Raw genomic sequence first — 13,491 nt, 5'->3', positions numbered from 1 at the left:
ATTGAAAAATATAACAAATGAATTTGACTTTAAAATTAGAACCAGTTTTGAGGATGTAAATAATAATCTACCCGTTGATTATATTATTTTAAGGGTAAAAATGCATTAATTAAAAATTCAATAAAAGAAGATCGAACTAGATAGTCTTTCTAGATTGATCTTCTTATTTTATATTCTCAAAGGATATTCCCCTTCACTGCAACTCATTGCAATATGTCTACTTCTGTGACACATTACACAATTGTACAGAGATAATGAAGTAATATGAAAAATAATATAAAGATTTTAATTTAATCCTATATATTTTTTATAAATTCTAAAAGTAAATCCCTTATTTTTGGTATGATTGACAGAGATTATTTAATTTCTTATGAATATTCTTGAAAAGGGAGTGATGCTGTATGAAATCAATAAATGTAAATGGGAATATATATCATATTGAATCTGTTCCTTTTGAAGATAAGAGTGAGCAGGATGAAGAAGGATACTACGAATATTTTTACAAAGGAGTCAATTTATCGTTTCACTCGGACAAAGAAATAATTAAAGCCCGAATTTATGACGACGAAGAAATAATATATTTCTTAAAAAATCCATTTCTTGCTTTTGGTAAAGATTTTGAAGCTATAAAAGTATATATAATTAAAGAATATAATGTAAATAAATTTAAAATTCCAGGTGAAAAAAAAGCCTATATAGAATTATAGCTATAATTCTATATAGGCGTTACCATGACCAATTATAATAAAACAGGAAAACTCACAAAGTACTTATGCCTGTGGGCTATGAAAGGAATGTATTCGAAATTGAGTAAATCAAGTGAAATAAGTAGATTTGAAAATAGATTCTCAGAAAATGTGATTGAAATAGCAGCTGTCACAGGGGTATTAGGAATCGGTGCATCAAAAGGCGGTGACAACATTTTGTGGACTGCGTCAATTGATTTGATTGCGTGGAAAGACTTACATAACAATGAAACGATTACAAAAGAAGACATACGACTCGCATGGTTGGTTGATGATGCAATAAGTTATTTCGGATAAACGTGATGTGATTTGTTAGGAGGTGAAGTTAAATGAGAAATGACTTAACATGGCCAGTACCGGATGAGCCAGTTTCAGCAGAATATATAAACAATGTGGGAAAAGAGATAAGGTATATATTTCCAAGTGACTATGTAGAATGTGCTACAAATAATAATGGTTCAGCTGTGTTACCTTATAAATTTGAAATAGGCACGATAACAAAGGTATTTGGAACTTTACTTTCTTATGATGTAGATAGTAGAGAATATATCGTTAAAGTATATAACCAGTATATTTCTACTCTGCCAAATGAATTGGTGCCATTCGCATTTGATCCAGCAGGAAATTTAATTTGCTTTGATTATAAAAATCATGAAGAAGATCCAATTGTCGTCTTTTGGGAACATGAAGGGGCATGGGAAAAGGAAACATTGATGGAAAGTGAAGGGATTACGGCTGAAGAAGTAGAGGAAGTAGCAAGAGAAAATGTATTCTATATTGCTAATAATTTTACGGAGTTTTTAAATAAGTTACATGATTAATAATACTATCCATATAAAATGGTTCGTATAAATGTAAGCAGCAATAAAAGGCGGGAGAATGATGGATTTAGAGCATTTAAAAAAAGATATTTGGTATGGAAAAGTTTCTAATCATACAATTGAAACTCTTAAGTCTAACTTAAGGGATAGTTTAACAGAGACAGAATGCTGTATTTTAATTAACGAATTGTTAAAGTTAGGTGATTTCTCCGTAAAGGGGTTACTAATTGAACTTATGAATAGTACTGGAAATGAGCTTGTTTTACATTTATGTACTAGACTATTTTGTTCAGTAGCTACTCACGATGATTTATTAGAAACGACTAATTTGAAATTCCTTTCAAGTGCTTCAGAGGATGGAGTTCATAATTTTGTAGTAAGTGCTGGTGAAACTCTTTCATATCATGTAGTACCATATCTTTTAGCGTTACTAGAAGAGTGGGAAGATACCTTTGTTGAAAAAGCTATAAGAAATGAACTTTCATGGATGCTTGGAATTGAGGACGAGTATTATGAAGTATCGTTAGAAGAATTTAATGAAGCTTATTCTGGTTTTATCGAAAATAACGATACGCAAGAATACTATTATCGTAATAGACTATCTTTTCCTGGAGATTTGGCAAAGGAGTTAGTTTCGAAAGTTATGAGTTCTTTAAGAGATAGAACTACTTATAATGTTGTTACTATACCTTTTGTTTTATCAATTTGGAGTGGAATCAAATGTCCTATTCAATACGATACGATAATAACAAATGAAAAAAATAGAGAGTTGATGTCATATATCGATGTTCTAACAAAGAAAGAATGGAAGATTGGTAAAAAGTATTTTTATGGACATGTAGTCGTATAAGAAAACGATATATGTGATGAATATAAAACCATTCTATGGCACTCTGTTAAGGAGTGATTTTTACTATAACGGAAAGCTTTGATGGATGGTATGTTTTATGGAGGAAAATAAAAAAACAACTAGTAGCTCGGCTAAATGTAAAAAGACATAAACACATCAAGAAGGTGAAAGAATGATACTACCAGAGGATTTTCGAGAGAAATGGGATGTTAATAAAGATGGCCCACCCATTACATTTCCTGAAAAAGAATTAATAAACAAAAACTTTTCAGCTGAAGTGAAACGATTTTTGTCTATAGGAGGCTTGCCGGAAACACCGCCACCATATTTAGAATTTACTTCATCTCAGTCTTTCGTAAGGTCTATTATAAATGTATTTCATATGCCAGAAGAGTTTCGGAAATATTGGTATTTAGGAACAACAAGTTCTGGAGATCCAATTTGTATAATTGAAAAACAAGAAAAAATAGTATTTCTAAATAATAGTGATGCGTATAAAGAAGTGTTTATGAATTCTTCTATACAACAATTTGCAGCATGTTTATTAGTATATTCAAAAATGATTGATAAGGCAGTAGAGATAAATGGTGAGGATGCCTTTATCGCTAATAATATACCAGGGTGTACAATAAGTTGGTTGAAGGAAGAATTGAAAAAAATTGATGATAAGTGTATGGAAAAGGGTTCTTTTTGGTTTATTGAAATTGAGAGCTTATATGAATAATTGGAAGTGAAAAAGGGATATCCCGGTATTTTTATAGTTGTAAAAAGTTATTCTAAAAGGGGGAAGTTGGGTGAATCATAGACGCAAGAAAAAGAAGCCGAAACAAATAAGAAAAGAAGCTGTTCAGATAAAACCGATAGTAGAAGAAGAAAAAACACTAAAGAAGAGTAGCAACAAGTTGGTCGATATTCTCCTAGGTATTCTTCTTTTTCCAATTCTTATATGGGCTGTCTTGGAAGGTTGTACAACACAATTAAGCAAAGGGAAGACTTTCCTTATTATCGTTTTCTTTCTCTTAATTGCAGTAGGGTTATCTATGATAGGAAACAAATAAGGGGGAGTTTAGATGTTTAAGAAGAAGGAGAAAAAAAACATTTACGTTAGACTTGTAAACACACAAGGGGAAATCATTCGAGAGTTTGATTGTACAGAAAAAGACTTGCGGAAAGTAAAAGAAAATGGTGCTGAAATTCGTGTGGTTGGAGATAACTCATATGAGATGGTAGCAACCGATGAACAACTAGAAAAATTAGCAAGAGCCGAAGCGGAAATCGAAGCAGAAATTAAGGCGTGGGAAGACGCTTTAAATGAGAGTTTGGATGAACGCGAAGAAAGAGAAGCAAGACAAAAGGAATTGAAAGAAAAGAATAAATGGAGTACAAAGAAGAAAGTGACCGTATTTGGGCTAATATTCTTTGTATTTATTGGATTACCTATTATCGAAGGGTATCAAAATAGTAAATTAGTTGAAGAAGGTACATCATTACATGCAGAAATAGTAGGTAGGCATGTAGAGGAGGAATTCATATTTACACACCCAACATTAGTAGTTGAGGTAGATGGTAAAAAGCATAATGTATGGGTAAGTGAAGAGACATATAACGGAGCAGAGTGGTTAGGTAGACTAAAAGTCATCAAAACAAAAGATGGTAAAGTGGAGAAAGACCCTAGATATGAAGGCGAAGACTTAATCACGAGTTATTAAGGGACTAGATAAGGGTAGAAGGAAATGGTTCACTAGTTGTTTTAAATAATGTAAGTGGAAAGACTCAATTTGAGGAATTTGAACTCGGGTCGTTTACAGAGGTTTCGAATAGTTTAAATGAGTTAATTTCTAGTTTGAGGTTACAAAAATAGTAAAGTGAAGAATGTTTATATGAATTATAGACCGGCTAGATGGGGTGGGAAAGTGGAATATAGTGGAATGGTTTCAGTTTGGTTTGGAATTTCTAAATCACTCCAAAATCTTGAGGATTATGTCGATATAGATTACACGATAGATGGTGATTCAGTTCATTCAAAGTTTGGGACGAGCTTTGAATTCGGTTATTATGATGAGGATAATATTGAAATTTGTTTTTATGAGAATAATAAAAGGGAAGTTGAACATATTTTAAGTGATTTTTCTTATAGTGAACGAATTATTCCTAAAATAAAAAAGCTAGTAAATGGAGATAGTTTAGCGAACGATATTAACTTTGTTATTGTTCTTTATGATTTTAAATATAATGAAGCGAAAAGAGAAGATATGTTTGATGGTTTAGAGGTTACATTTATTGGTTCTATGCCGTACAGGTAGTTTGCAGGGAGCTGCAAATTCATTTCATAAACACATAGATAAACCTTGTAAAGGAGGGATACAAATGCATGCTTTGCCAAATCGTTTAGAAGAAGTTTTGGAAGAAGATATATATAAACGGGAAGATAAAGATCAGGTGAATGAAGTAATGAATAGATTAGATGTAAAAGTGTCTAATACATTTAGAGAGTTTTATTATCGATTTGCAGGACCATTTTGGGAAGAGCACGTTCTTTATGAACTACTTGATATTATAGATGAAGAGAATAATATTGAATACTACACAATTATTGCTCGAAAGAAACATGGATTTCCTAATAAGTATTTAGTATTAACGGAAATGACAGCAAATGCTGCATTGGTCCTTGATAGTGTAACTGATAAAGTTTACTCAGTAAATTTTGAAGGTGGAGATGAATTACTTTTAAATGGAGAATTAAAGGAGAGTTGGCCAACGTTTTATAAGTTTTTGAAAGAATATTTCAAATGTTAAATGTTGATGGGAGTTAACAATAAGCAGGGACACCTTAGTAATAAGTGCGAGAGGAATGACGGATAAATGAGAGTGAACGATTCAGTTTTTGGAGAAATTGAATATAATTATGCTTGGGCTAAGTGTATGCCTATAACTTTTATAGGTAATGTAACTGAGATTGATTTGATGATAGATGGTGAAGAAGATGGGATGTTTGATGAAGGGCAGTATGTAGCGTATCAATCATTAATAAAAAATTGGGAAGAGGTACAAATAAGTTTATTGCAGTCTATATTAGACTATTACAAACAAAGGCGATGTGAATTAGGATATGATATTGGAGTGCGAGAAAATTATCAATTAGTTGAAACAACTGATCAAATACTAGAGATGGTCAGTTTAGATGGTATTGTTGTTCCGTATGCAAATATTACGGAAGGACGAGAGGTTGGAATTACATTTAATTGTACGTGGGATATAGAAAATGGTGTAGGAGTTCGTTTATTAAATGAAAAGGTAATGGAAGTAGGTTATCAGGATATTATTTTTTAATATAAGTTAGGGGATATATAACCTGAATGAAAAAGGTGTCAATCTTTATCGAATTGACACCCAGATACGAATTTGTTTAACACCTTACATATTTACGCTTAAAACCAAGTCTTCCTCTATCAAGTTCTTTCTGAATACTTTCGGAAGCATTTAACAAACTGCTTTTTTTCTTATCACGTTTCACTTCAACTATACCAACTTCTTTTGCAGTCTCGACTGCTTTTTCATGTAGTGGTACATATGAAATTGCCACGGTGTTTAGGAAATTATTCATAGCAGATTTTGTTCGTTCTGGAGAATGATGAATTGTATCTTTCACCATTTCAAGCATATCGGAAATTTTACTTTCGGAAAATTCATTGTCTTTGCGATTTCCTAAAAGCCAACAGTAGCAACTCCAGCCGGCAGACATTTTAAGCTCGTCCCCACTTGCAATCCATTGATCAGCAACGTCTTGTGCAAGATTTGACTCCGATAAAGTTACTGCTACTACATAATCAGATAGCATATAAAAATAAGCTCCATCTATCCAACGATTAAAATCCGATTCACTCATAGCTTTTGGGTCGGCAATAATGCCTGCAAAGTACATAGCATCGTAGTTGCCTGTGGCATAAAGTTCTTCAGCTAATTCTTGATTTAATTTTATTTTTTTAGCGATTGGTTTCATGGCACCTGTAGCTACGCCAAAAACTGGCTCATGCGCACCGTTAGATATGTATATTTTTTTCGTTCGTTCCTTACCTAGAGCTTCAAGTTCTTGCATAACTGTTTTAAAATCCATAGCTGTGCACTTCCTTCCTTCATGTAAGAGCCTTTTTCAGTCTTTCATATTTCTTATGTTAATACTAATTGTATTCAAGAGGTATGTCCACTTTCTAAAGGTATCGAAACCAGTTAGTAATTGTGAAGGTTTTAATTTTGTAACCGCAACAAGCTATCTATGATGGTAAGAAGGTCACTGTAAGGTAAGGAAGAATGAAAAGTATGTATAGTTTTTCCAATGAATATTTGGTATGATGGTGAATGGGAAAAATATACAAGTTGTTAGTGGCTCATAAAAGGGGGATTGAATTGAAAAGAACGCTTGAATTCGTACTAGGTTTAATTGGTGGCATTATAGGAATTATTATTTCCATACTATTAATAGTTGTAGCGTTTAATATTATGGAAGGTTTTGATTATGAACTTTTAGCTTATTATTCTATTATTTTAACGGTTCAAATAGGGTTGCTTATTTTATCATGTTTAGTAAACAAGGTTAATAATAAAGTTTATGGAGTTTGTATGATTGTGATTCCTATAGTTATGTTATTTATGTCATTATTCTTTTTACTTATTCCAACAATATTACAAATTATGTCTGGTTCATTTGCATTTAGAACACTAAAGTTAGAATCGAATGTAGGATAAATGTAATTGTTTGCGTCTGAATATTCGGTTTATTTAATGTTTTCGTTTGCAGTTCAAATTAACATAAGGTACAAAGTGGTGCGCTTTAGGAGGAGAAATAGATGGTTATTTGGTCTGGTTGGGGTTTTTTAGTCGCAATTATTGTAATTATTAATACTCTTTTGGGTAAGGTTATCTTTGGATCTATAACGGGGGACGCTACATATTTTCAAGACCATAGTTGGCCAATGGCGGTAATGTTTATTATATCAGGGGTTATGTCTTGGTATTTAGGAAAATATATTAATAAGCCAAATGGGAAAGTTTATATAGATGCCGAAACTGGTGAAAAAGTTATGTTTAACAAAAAGCACTCACTATTTTTTATAAAAATGGAATATTGGGGACCGATTTTAGGAGTTATTGCGATTGTAACTTTAATTACAAGATAAAAAAAGAGGATGGATATAGTAAGAGTAACTTATTCAAGTAAAAGGAGAAATCAGTCATGAATGCAAAGAAATTACTAGGGGTAGCAGTTCCGGTCATGTTGTTATTTGGTTGTGGAGTGTCTGAGAAAACGAATACTTCTAAACAGGAGAAAACGGAAGAGTCTAAAGTAAAAGAATCGAAGTCTAATAGTAAGAAAGAAAAAGTTTCAAAGGAAGACTATCCTAATAAAGTGTATAAATTAGGGGTAGAGTTTGATAAGTTGTTTGCGGAGCATAACAATATTACAAGAGAGGTTTTTGACGGTAAGAAAAAGAAATCAGATGTAGTAGATAGTGTGAAAGAATTAAATAAAATGTTAGATAAATTCGAGTCGATAGATCCCCCTGCAGAGTATGTAAATCAACAAAAGGATTTTGAAAAAGCAATTGGTTATTTTAGAGAGTCTTTTTCTTTAATAAATGAAGTATTCACCCGAAAAGAAAAAAGAGAAAAAGGCGATAAAACTGATAAAGAGTTAATCGAGAAATCCGAAAAGTTAGTGAAAGAAGGAGATATTTACTGGCTTAAGGCATTCAAAGATCTTGAAGGGGATATTAAAATCGGTGACGGTACAGTATCTGTGAAAGATTTGAAAGAGTTAGATAAGAAAGCTGGAATTAATACGGATAATGTTATGAAGAATGTGAAAGATGGTACGGAATTAATCGGTAATTGGGGATTCAAAGGAACAGACGGTTTCATTATGTCACTCATTCTAAAAGGTGATAAGACATTTGAAACGTATGGTAAAGGTGAGTATCCAAATAAAAAGAATTATATTGAAGGAACTTGGGAATATGATAAGGAAGCTTTTACAATCTATTTACATCTCAATAAACGTTTAGTAGACGGTGTAGAAGATAAAATTCAAAAAAAGAAAATAGCATATAAAGTTCAAGATTATGATGGGGAAAACTTACGATTATTTAATGAGACTTCATTCAATACAATTAAGTATGTGAAGCAAAGGTAAAGTTATGTAGGACTAGGTTTAAATGGCCTGGTCCTTAATTAAATTGTGGGAATGCAGCGAATATTTTATCGTTGGCTTTGCCTATTTTATATCATGTTATGTTTTAATAAATTGATAAACGGAATTTAAATGTAAGTATGAGGAGTTGCTTATAAATGATAAAGAAATTTACTAGAGTAGTACTAACTACGGTGATGCCAATTAGTCTTATCATGGGTTGTGGGAACGCTGAAAAAACTAAAGCAGAAGAGACGAAAGCGGTACTATCTGAGAAGAAGGACTATATGGATTATTCATATGGTAGCAAAGGTATATTAGTAAGCGGCAAAGCGAAAGAACGTCAACAATACGAGGTTGGGTATATAGATGACAACAAGTTAATTGGGGTTGATGAAAATATTGAGGACTGTATGATTTTAGATAATAAAGATGAAGCAAGTCTCGTTTGGAAACAAATAGAGCGTGGATCCATTATTGAAGTACAATATGGTAAGGACCGCAATGATATTGTAGGCGTACAATTAGTAGGAGATCGTGAGTCATACGAAATTAGTGATAAGTTTGATCGAAATACGATAAATGAGATTGTTGAAAACGTTAAAGGAAATTTGTAATAGATGTATTTCGATAGTAGGGGGTCCCTTATCATGAAATTGTGAATCAACGGCATTTTTTATATGAAAATGCCGTTGATTTGTGTTAAAAAATAAGTGCTACTCTATAGTCTTGTAGAAAAACACGCATTAAACATAAATGAATTATTCTTCGTTCAGCTGTGATGATCGCCGTAATGTTATTATCCAAAATAAAAGAGCACAAGTACTAACAGATACACCTAATATGCATACTCCATCCCAACCATGTTTTGCATACGTATTTGTTGAAAGAATTGCACCTGTTGCACTACCGATAGAATAAAAAATCATGTAACTGGCAGTGAGTCGACTTCTTGCTTCGGGACGCACTGTGAACAGCATACTTTGATTGGTGACATGTACAGCTTGCACGGCTAAATCTAGAAGGATAATGCCGAAAACTAGTAACAATAGAGAGTGGTTAATAGATTTAATTAGAAGCCATGAAAGTACTAATAATAATAAGGCTATGCCAGTTGTTCTTTGGCCTAATCCTTTATCAGCTAATCGTCCAGCTTTAGTAGCAGCTAATGCACCCGCCACTCCAGCAAGACCGAACGCACCAATAGCTGTATGTGAAAGATTATGTGGTGTAGCACTTAGGGGCAATACTAAAGAAGTCCATAAAATACTGAATGAAGTGAAAATAAGCAATGCTAATATTCCGCGAATGCGTAAAAGTCGTTCTTCTATAAATAATAAGAAAACAGAGTATATTAATTTTCGGTAAGATAGAGTTGTCACTTTTTTATGTTCAAAAGTAGGTAAATTTCGGTGTAACAAAAAAGTTACGCAGAGTAAAAGGATAGCAGAGGTGAGATAAACGGACCGCCATCCAGCTAAATCCGTTAATAAACCTGCAAATGTACGAGCAAGAAGAATACCTATTACAACGCCACTTGTAACGAAACCTACTATGCGTCCACGTTCTGCTGGATTAGCTAAAATTGATGCATATGCGACAAGTGTTTGCGTAACAGTTGCAAGAATTCCTACTAAGGCCATACCTATAAAAAGTACGATGGTTGAGGGGGCAACTCCAATTATAATTAAAGCGATAACGGATAAAAGCATTTGGACAATTATTATTTTCTTTTGGTTTAATAAGTCACCAAGTGGAACGAATAAAAGTAATCCAAGTGCATAACAAACTTGAGTAATAGTAATTACAATACCGATAGTTGAATGACTAATCTTAAATTCATTTGATAAAGAATCAAGAAGTGGATGAGCGAAATATATATTTGCCACCGCCATTCCGCAAGCTATTGCGAATAATAGAGTCATATAACGAGAAATTGTTGCATGAACAGGTGAATGTATATGAGTGTGAGTATGTTTTCGAATGGTCATCATTTTTTCTTTACTATTCATAAAATCAGCTCCTTTTTGTATTGTTAAAAATAACGTACCGAACGGTATGTTATTTTGTAAGTAAAATATAATCTTGAAGAAACATATATGTCAAGTTTATTTTGAATTTAATGTGATTTTTTGACACATCGTTTATAATTTAATACGATATATACTATACTGATTGGTACACAAATGGTGATGTGTAATCTTAATAACTAGATGTAGAAAGGAGATTGTTTTAAATGGCACGACTACGCGAATTTGATGAAGAAAAAGCTTTGGATGCTGCTATGCAACTCTTTTGGGAGAAGGGATACGCAGCTACCTCGTTAAGCGATTTAACTGCTAAAATGGAAATACAAAAGCCTAGTTTATATTCAGCCTTTGGTGATAAAGAGGGATTATTTGAAGCGGCATTAAGGAGATACACAAATTTACATGCGGCTAATATACGAACAAAACTTCAAAATAAACAGTCTGTAAAAGAAGCTATTCGGACATTTTTTGACAATATGGTGGAAGAGGAATATAAAAAAGATTTCAGTAAAGGTTGTTTTTGTATTAACACAATGGTCGAACTTGCTCCTCATAATGAAAAATTTGAAGTACTTACTAGAGAACATCAAATGTATCTTGCAGTTATTTTTCAAGAATTAATTACGAAAGGAATTCGATCAGGAGAACTGCAAAATGATTTGAACGCTAAAGCAGTAGCGCAAACATTAGTCACATCCTTAATTGGATTAACAGTGTTAATGAAATCACGTCCAGAACGTTCTGTTATAGATAATTCGGTATCAATAATAGTATCGTTAGTGAAATGATCTTTGGGTGAAGTGTTAATCAGCAAATTAGATATTAAGAAAGTCGATTCCTTATTAACATAAGAAATCGACTTGTTATAATTACTTATTTTGTAAGTTGTCTTTCCAAAAATTATAGCTATTATCAATAACTTCTTTTAATTTGAAATAGTTTTCCCAAGTATCTTTCACGTGGTAGAGAGTTTCTTGATCTATAAAAACGTCTGAGTAATCAATTATATACTTCCATTCCTCATCATTATTAAAGTAATACATGGCGAATTGGTTGCCCTCATCATTTAACATGTCGTCTGCCAAAACACCATCCCAATTCATATAAATTTCTGTGCCAGTCATTTGTCTAAGTTTAAACTGGTTAATTTCGTCTTGAGACTCTTCTTCAAATTCTTTACTACATAAATGATGTTCAATTATCCATCCTAAAAACATACCAGTATGTACAAAAGCTTGATCGATTGGTAAGTCCTCAGGAAAATTACCTTCATAATGGTACTTCGCTTTATCATAAACCATCGTATGTAACAATCAGTTCATCCCCTTTAACGTATTATCTCATAAATTCGTACTATTTGTTTTAATATTTTAACTATTTTTCAAGCCATTAGATTATTCGAGTTTGAATATATCATTGAGATTGTGAAGGTTATTTCCTTAAACTGAAGGGCAATAATGATCAATTAAAAAGAAAGGTAAAGTTAGCGAAAAGAACAAGGGTTGAAGAACGTATGGATTCATTCATTCATTGTAATCCATTATAAGGTGTTACGTGGCGTGTTATTTGAGAAGTAAGAATGATTTCATCAAAAAAATCCATTGGAGTTCCAATGGATTTATACATTACAATTTTATCGAGACCTCATTCAACATCATAACAAATTATAAATAAACAGTCTATATTTTGGGTTGGATTTTTTATATAGTTTGGTTGACAGCAAAACTATATAAAAGGGGGTGTTATTCATTGGGAAACACTTGTCACCTTGATCAATCTGATTTACAGGAGTATATGCAAAAGGTATTTGGTACCAGTTATTTGGTTTCTAATGTAACGAAAATGCATGGCGGTGCACAAAAGGTAGTCTATAAGATTGACTGCAGCAATGGATTTTCCAGCGTTCTGTATGTGTGGGATCTTACCATGAATTATTTTCAAGAAGAAATAGCAAACGGAGATATACATGAACAATCCTATAGTAGTGATTTATTTGAATTAAATAACAAGTATTTAATTCAACAGGGAATTCAAACCCCCATTCTATATGATCTGAATAAGGAAAGAAACCGTTATCCTTATGATTATGCTCTCGTTGAATATGTAAATGGACAAAAGGCAGAAGTGTATTTTCAAAATTCCGATTCATATGTAAAAGATAAATTGTTTCAGCGGTTAGGAGATATGCTGACAGGCATGCATGCCAATGAGAGAAATACTCATGGGAAAGTGAATCAAAGTGGAATCAACACGAAAAAATGTCATCACTTGCAAATGAAGCATACAAAAAAAGATTTAGATTACGCATCCCAACATATTGACAGCATCAAGGCAAGTCATAGCAAGCTACTCGATACATTGTACGAGCTTGAATCAAAAATTGAGCCAAGAAATCGATATGGATTTATACATGGGGAACTAGGCCCTGATCATGTATTAATTAATGACGAACTAGAACCTTATTTGATTGATATCGAAGGAGCAAAGTTCTTTGATATTGAGCATGAGCATAGTTTTTTACAGTTTCGATTTGGGGATTATTATCGATATTTAAAGAATGATACTCTTGATCCCAACAGGATGTTATTTTATCGGTTACATCATCATATAGCCTTAACTTCAGGCGGCTTGAGATTGCTTCACAGAGGGTTTCCAAATCAACAATTTGCAAAAGATCTAACCGATTACCATTCCCATTGTACACTGCGTTTTATTGAAGGGTGATGTCTTTAAGTTAAATATTATCTTTCCTTATAACGACAAAACTACCATGATAGTAGTTATGAAAAATTATAAAGATTCTTCTTGTTGAAGAAAAGCAGTAAAAGGTATCCTCATCTATTTTTGAGAAGTAGTAGTG

18 protein-coding genes and 2 pseudogenes are annotated in these 13,491 nt (G+C 32.6%); 17 read left to right on the top strand and 3 right to left on the bottom strand.

What is annotated here, in order from left to right; all coding sequences use genetic code 11:
* Positions 1 to 401 precede the first annotated feature (401 nt).
* From QCI41_RS06460 to QCI41_RS06410, 11 genes and pseudogenes are all read left to right on the top strand, one after another.
* The gene (locus tag QCI41_RS06460; protein ID WP_353837898.1) at positions 402 to 707 is read left to right on the top strand and encodes a hypothetical protein; all 306 of its coding nucleotides are present in this window, start codon (positions 402 to 404) and stop codon (positions 705 to 707) included.
* A gap of 78 nt (positions 708 to 785) precedes the next feature.
* Positions 786 to 1,025 (top strand): annotated as a pseudogene (locus QCI41_RS06455) (DUF7021 domain-containing protein); the annotation flags it as partial.
* A 50-nt stretch (positions 1,026 to 1,075) separates the two neighbouring features.
* Entirely contained in the window at positions 1,076 to 1,567 is a 492-nt protein-coding gene (locus QCI41_RS06450; RefSeq protein WP_353837899.1) for an SMI1/KNR4 family protein, read from the top strand.
* 61 nt (positions 1,568 to 1,628) lie between these two features.
* Positions 1,629 to 2,417: an Imm47 family immunity protein gene (gene imm47, locus QCI41_RS06445; protein WP_353837901.1), complete on the top strand. Its 789-nt coding sequence runs from the start codon at positions 1,629 to 1,631 to the stop codon at positions 2,415 to 2,417.
* A 172-nt stretch (positions 2,418 to 2,589) separates the two neighbouring features.
* Positions 2,590 to 3,141 (top strand): SUKH-4 family immunity protein, encoded by a 552-nt coding sequence (locus tag QCI41_RS06440; RefSeq protein ID WP_353837902.1) that lies wholly within the window; start codon positions 2,590 to 2,592, stop codon positions 3,139 to 3,141.
* A gap of 70 nt (positions 3,142 to 3,211) precedes the next feature.
* Positions 3,212 to 3,475 carry a hypothetical protein gene (locus tag QCI41_RS06435; RefSeq protein WP_353837903.1) on the top strand — a complete coding sequence of 88 codons (264 nt, stop codon included), beginning with the start codon at positions 3,212 to 3,214 and terminating at the stop codon, positions 3,473 to 3,475.
* 12 nt (positions 3,476 to 3,487) lie between these two features.
* On the top strand, positions 3,488 to 4,126 hold the full coding sequence (locus tag QCI41_RS06430) for a hypothetical protein (RefSeq protein ID WP_000473561.1): 639 nt from the start codon (positions 3,488 to 3,490) through the stop codon (positions 4,124 to 4,126).
* Positions 4,127 to 4,134: 8 nt separating this feature from the next.
* Positions 4,135 to 4,278, top strand: a pseudogene (locus QCI41_RS06425) (SecY-interacting protein Syd); the annotation flags it as partial.
* 19 nt (positions 4,279 to 4,297) lie between these two features.
* Entirely contained in the window at positions 4,298 to 4,720 is a 423-nt protein-coding gene (locus QCI41_RS06420) for an immunity 22 family protein (protein WP_048544725.1), read from the top strand.
* 64 nt (positions 4,721 to 4,784) lie between these two features.
* Positions 4,785 to 5,213 (top strand): SMI1/KNR4 family protein, encoded by a 429-nt coding sequence (locus QCI41_RS06415; RefSeq protein WP_353837904.1) that lies wholly within the window; start codon positions 4,785 to 4,787, stop codon positions 5,211 to 5,213.
* Positions 5,214 to 5,279: 66 nt separating this feature from the next.
* On the top strand, positions 5,280 to 5,747 hold the full coding sequence (locus QCI41_RS06410) for a DUF6985 domain-containing protein (RefSeq protein WP_353837905.1): 468 nt from the start codon (positions 5,280 to 5,282) through the stop codon (positions 5,745 to 5,747).
* 76 nt (positions 5,748 to 5,823) lie between these two features.
* Here the strand turns inward: QCI41_RS06410 and QCI41_RS06405 are convergent, their stop codons facing one another.
* On the bottom strand, positions 5,824 to 6,531 hold the full coding sequence (locus QCI41_RS06405) for a DNA alkylation repair protein (RefSeq protein WP_353837906.1): 708 nt from the start codon (positions 6,529 to 6,531) through the stop codon (positions 5,824 to 5,826).
* Between the two features lie 290 nt (positions 6,532 to 6,821).
* Between QCI41_RS06405 and QCI41_RS06400 the strand changes: the two genes are divergently transcribed.
* The 4 genes from QCI41_RS06400 to QCI41_RS06385 all read left to right on the top strand — a co-directional run bounded on the left by QCI41_RS06400 (position 6,822) and on the right by QCI41_RS06385 (position 9,218).
* The gene (locus QCI41_RS06400) at positions 6,822 to 7,160 is read left to right on the top strand and encodes a DUF4064 domain-containing protein (protein ID WP_063261426.1); all 339 of its coding nucleotides are present in this window, start codon (positions 6,822 to 6,824) and stop codon (positions 7,158 to 7,160) included.
* Positions 7,161 to 7,261: 101 nt separating this feature from the next.
* The gene (locus QCI41_RS06395) at positions 7,262 to 7,591 is read left to right on the top strand and encodes a hypothetical protein (RefSeq protein WP_353837907.1); all 330 of its coding nucleotides are present in this window, start codon (positions 7,262 to 7,264) and stop codon (positions 7,589 to 7,591) included.
* A gap of 56 nt (positions 7,592 to 7,647) precedes the next feature.
* Positions 7,648 to 8,604, top strand: a complete 957-nt coding sequence (locus tag QCI41_RS06390) for a DUF3994 domain-containing protein (protein WP_353837908.1) — start codon at positions 7,648 to 7,650, stop codon at positions 8,602 to 8,604.
* A 155-nt stretch (positions 8,605 to 8,759) separates the two neighbouring features.
* Positions 8,760 to 9,218 carry a hypothetical protein gene (locus QCI41_RS06385; protein WP_353837909.1) on the top strand — a complete coding sequence of 153 codons (459 nt, stop codon included), beginning with the start codon at positions 8,760 to 8,762 and terminating at the stop codon, positions 9,216 to 9,218.
* 144 nt (positions 9,219 to 9,362) lie between these two features.
* Here QCI41_RS06385 and QCI41_RS06380 read toward each other — a convergent pair whose 3' ends face one another.
* Positions 9,363 to 10,613, bottom strand: coding sequence for an MFS transporter (locus QCI41_RS06380; protein ID WP_353837910.1), 1,251 nt, complete (start codon positions 10,611 to 10,613; stop codon positions 9,363 to 9,365).
* Between the two features lie 224 nt (positions 10,614 to 10,837).
* Here QCI41_RS06380 and QCI41_RS06375 point away from each other — a divergent pair, with 224 nt between their 5' ends.
* Entirely contained in the window at positions 10,838 to 11,419 is a 582-nt protein-coding gene (locus tag QCI41_RS06375) for a TetR/AcrR family transcriptional regulator (RefSeq protein WP_046958008.1), read from the top strand.
* A gap of 81 nt (positions 11,420 to 11,500) precedes the next feature.
* Here QCI41_RS06375 and QCI41_RS06370 read toward each other — a convergent pair whose 3' ends face one another.
* Positions 11,501 to 11,944, bottom strand: coding sequence for a DUF7832 domain-containing protein (locus QCI41_RS06370; RefSeq protein WP_353837911.1), 444 nt, complete (start codon positions 11,942 to 11,944; stop codon positions 11,501 to 11,503).
* Positions 11,945 to 12,425: 481 nt separating this feature from the next.
* Here QCI41_RS06370 and QCI41_RS06365 point away from each other — a divergent pair, with 481 nt between their 5' ends.
* Positions 12,426 to 13,355 (top strand): phosphotransferase, encoded by a 930-nt coding sequence (locus QCI41_RS06365; RefSeq protein ID WP_353838861.1) that lies wholly within the window; start codon positions 12,426 to 12,428, stop codon positions 13,353 to 13,355.
* Positions 13,356 to 13,491 lie beyond the last annotated feature (136 nt).

The organism is Bacillus cereus group sp. MG4 (assembly GCF_040460055.1).
Taxonomy (GTDB): Bacteria; Bacillota; Bacilli; order Bacillales; family Bacillaceae_G; genus Bacillus_A; species Bacillus_A wiedmannii.
This window is presented reverse-complemented; position numbering and strand designations above follow the sequence as displayed.

What these genes read in the sequence shown, in the direction of transcription:
- QCI41_RS06460 (WP_353837898.1), top strand. Translation starts at nt 402, where the DNA reads ATGAAATCAATAAATGTAAATGGGAATATATATCATATTGAATCTGTT.
- QCI41_RS06450 (WP_353837899.1), top strand. Translation starts at nt 1,076, where the DNA reads ATGAGAAATGACTTAACATGGCCAGTACCGGATGAGCCAGTTTCAGCA.
- imm47 (WP_353837901.1), top strand. Translation starts at nt 1,629, where the DNA reads ATGGATTTAGAGCATTTAAAAAAAGATATTTGGTATGGAAAAGTTTCT.
- QCI41_RS06440 (WP_353837902.1), top strand. Translation starts at nt 2,590, where the DNA reads ATGATACTACCAGAGGATTTTCGAGAGAAATGGGATGTTAATAAAGAT.
- QCI41_RS06430 (WP_000473561.1), top strand. Translation starts at nt 3,488, where the DNA reads ATGTTTAAGAAGAAGGAGAAAAAAAACATTTACGTTAGACTTGTAAAC.
- QCI41_RS06420 (WP_048544725.1), top strand. Translation starts at nt 4,298, where the DNA reads ATGAATTATAGACCGGCTAGATGGGGTGGGAAAGTGGAATATAGTGGA.
- QCI41_RS06415 (WP_353837904.1), top strand. Translation starts at nt 4,785, where the DNA reads ATGCATGCTTTGCCAAATCGTTTAGAAGAAGTTTTGGAAGAAGATATA.
- QCI41_RS06410 (WP_353837905.1), top strand. Translation starts at nt 5,280, where the DNA reads ATGAGAGTGAACGATTCAGTTTTTGGAGAAATTGAATATAATTATGCT.
- QCI41_RS06405 (WP_353837906.1), bottom strand. Translation starts at nt 6,531, where the DNA reads ATGGATTTTAAAACAGTTATGCAAGAACTTGAAGCTCTAGGTAAGGAA.
- QCI41_RS06395 (WP_353837907.1), top strand. Translation starts at nt 7,262, where the DNA reads ATGGTTATTTGGTCTGGTTGGGGTTTTTTAGTCGCAATTATTGTAATT.
- QCI41_RS06390 (WP_353837908.1), top strand. Translation starts at nt 7,648, where the DNA reads ATGAATGCAAAGAAATTACTAGGGGTAGCAGTTCCGGTCATGTTGTTA.
- QCI41_RS06385 (WP_353837909.1), top strand. Translation starts at nt 8,760, where the DNA reads ATGATAAAGAAATTTACTAGAGTAGTACTAACTACGGTGATGCCAATT.
- QCI41_RS06380 (WP_353837910.1), bottom strand. Translation starts at nt 10,613, where the DNA reads ATGAATAGTAAAGAAAAAATGATGACCATTCGAAAACATACTCACACT.
- QCI41_RS06375 (WP_046958008.1), top strand. Translation starts at nt 10,838, where the DNA reads ATGGCACGACTACGCGAATTTGATGAAGAAAAAGCTTTGGATGCTGCT.
- QCI41_RS06365 (WP_353838861.1), top strand. Translation starts at nt 12,426, where the DNA reads ATGCAAAAGGTATTTGGTACCAGTTATTTGGTTTCTAATGTAACGAAA.